Genomic DNA, 1,000 nt, shown 5'->3' with positions numbered 1-1,000 from the left:
CATGTCGGCGTTCTTGGCCTTCTCATCCTGGTTGACGTACCCGGCGCCCGTGAGGACGTTAATCGGATCCTCCTTGGCGTAGGAGTTGAAGTCACCGATCAGGAAGACCTTGTCCGTGCCCTTGGACTTCTGCAGTTCGTCGGCGAACGCCAGCAGGGACTTGGCCTGGGCGGTGCGCGCCAGGTTCGAGGCGCCCTGGCCCTTGTCGGTGTCATCCGGCGTCGCGGCGGAGCCCTTGGACTTGAAGTGGTTGGCGATCGCGATGAACTTCTTGTCATCGGAGGCGCCGACCGGCTTGAAGACCTGGGCCATCGGCTTGCGGGCGCTGGCGAACGCGACCGTGTCGTTGTGGATGATGGATTCGCCGATCGGTTCGGCGGCGGCCAACTTGTAGATGAACGCGGTGCGGATCATGTCCTCGTCCGCCAGCGGGGGTGCGTTGGCGGGCGTACGGACGTAGTCCCAGATCCCCGGCGTGGCGATGTTCAGGGCATCCACCAGTTTGGCGAGGGCGTCGTCCCGGTTCTTGCCGAACTGGGCCGAGTTCTCGACCTCCATGAGCGTGACGACGTCGGCCCCGGACTTGGAGATCGCCGCGACGATCTTGTCCTGCTGCCGCTTGAAGTTCTCCGCGTTCGCCGCGCCTCGGACGTCGCAGCCGCCCTTGACCGTGATGGGGTTGCCGTCCCGGTCCGGGTAGAACGTGCAGCCGGAGATCTGGTCGCCGGTGGTGGGGAAGTAATTCAGCACGTTGAAGGAGGCAAGCTTGAGATTGCCGCCAACCGCCGCGGGGGTGTCCGCGCGGGTGGCGCCGAAGCTGGCCGGCTGGACGGTGTCCGCGTTGGCGGCCGTCAGCTGGGTCAGGGGCTGGAACTTCCAGGCATTGTTCGCGTAGCTGAGCACCACGTTGGTTTTGAACGCCACCGGCGCGCCGACCCGGACGTGATCGGCCGTGGTCAGATACGGGAGCACCTGGGCCTTCGTGGCGGCGTCCTTGAGG

Annotated in this window: 1 protein-coding gene; it reads right to left on the bottom strand. The window is 65.7% G+C overall.

All coding sequences use genetic code 11. The features are described from left to right. Positions 1-1,000 (bottom strand): ExeM/NucH family extracellular endonuclease (locus LQV45_RS35580; RefSeq protein WP_230012772.1); only part of this gene is annotated, 1,000 nt, incomplete at both ends.

This window comes from Microbacterium sp. Bi128 (genome assembly GCF_918698205.1).
This window is presented reverse-complemented; position numbering and strand designations above follow the sequence as displayed.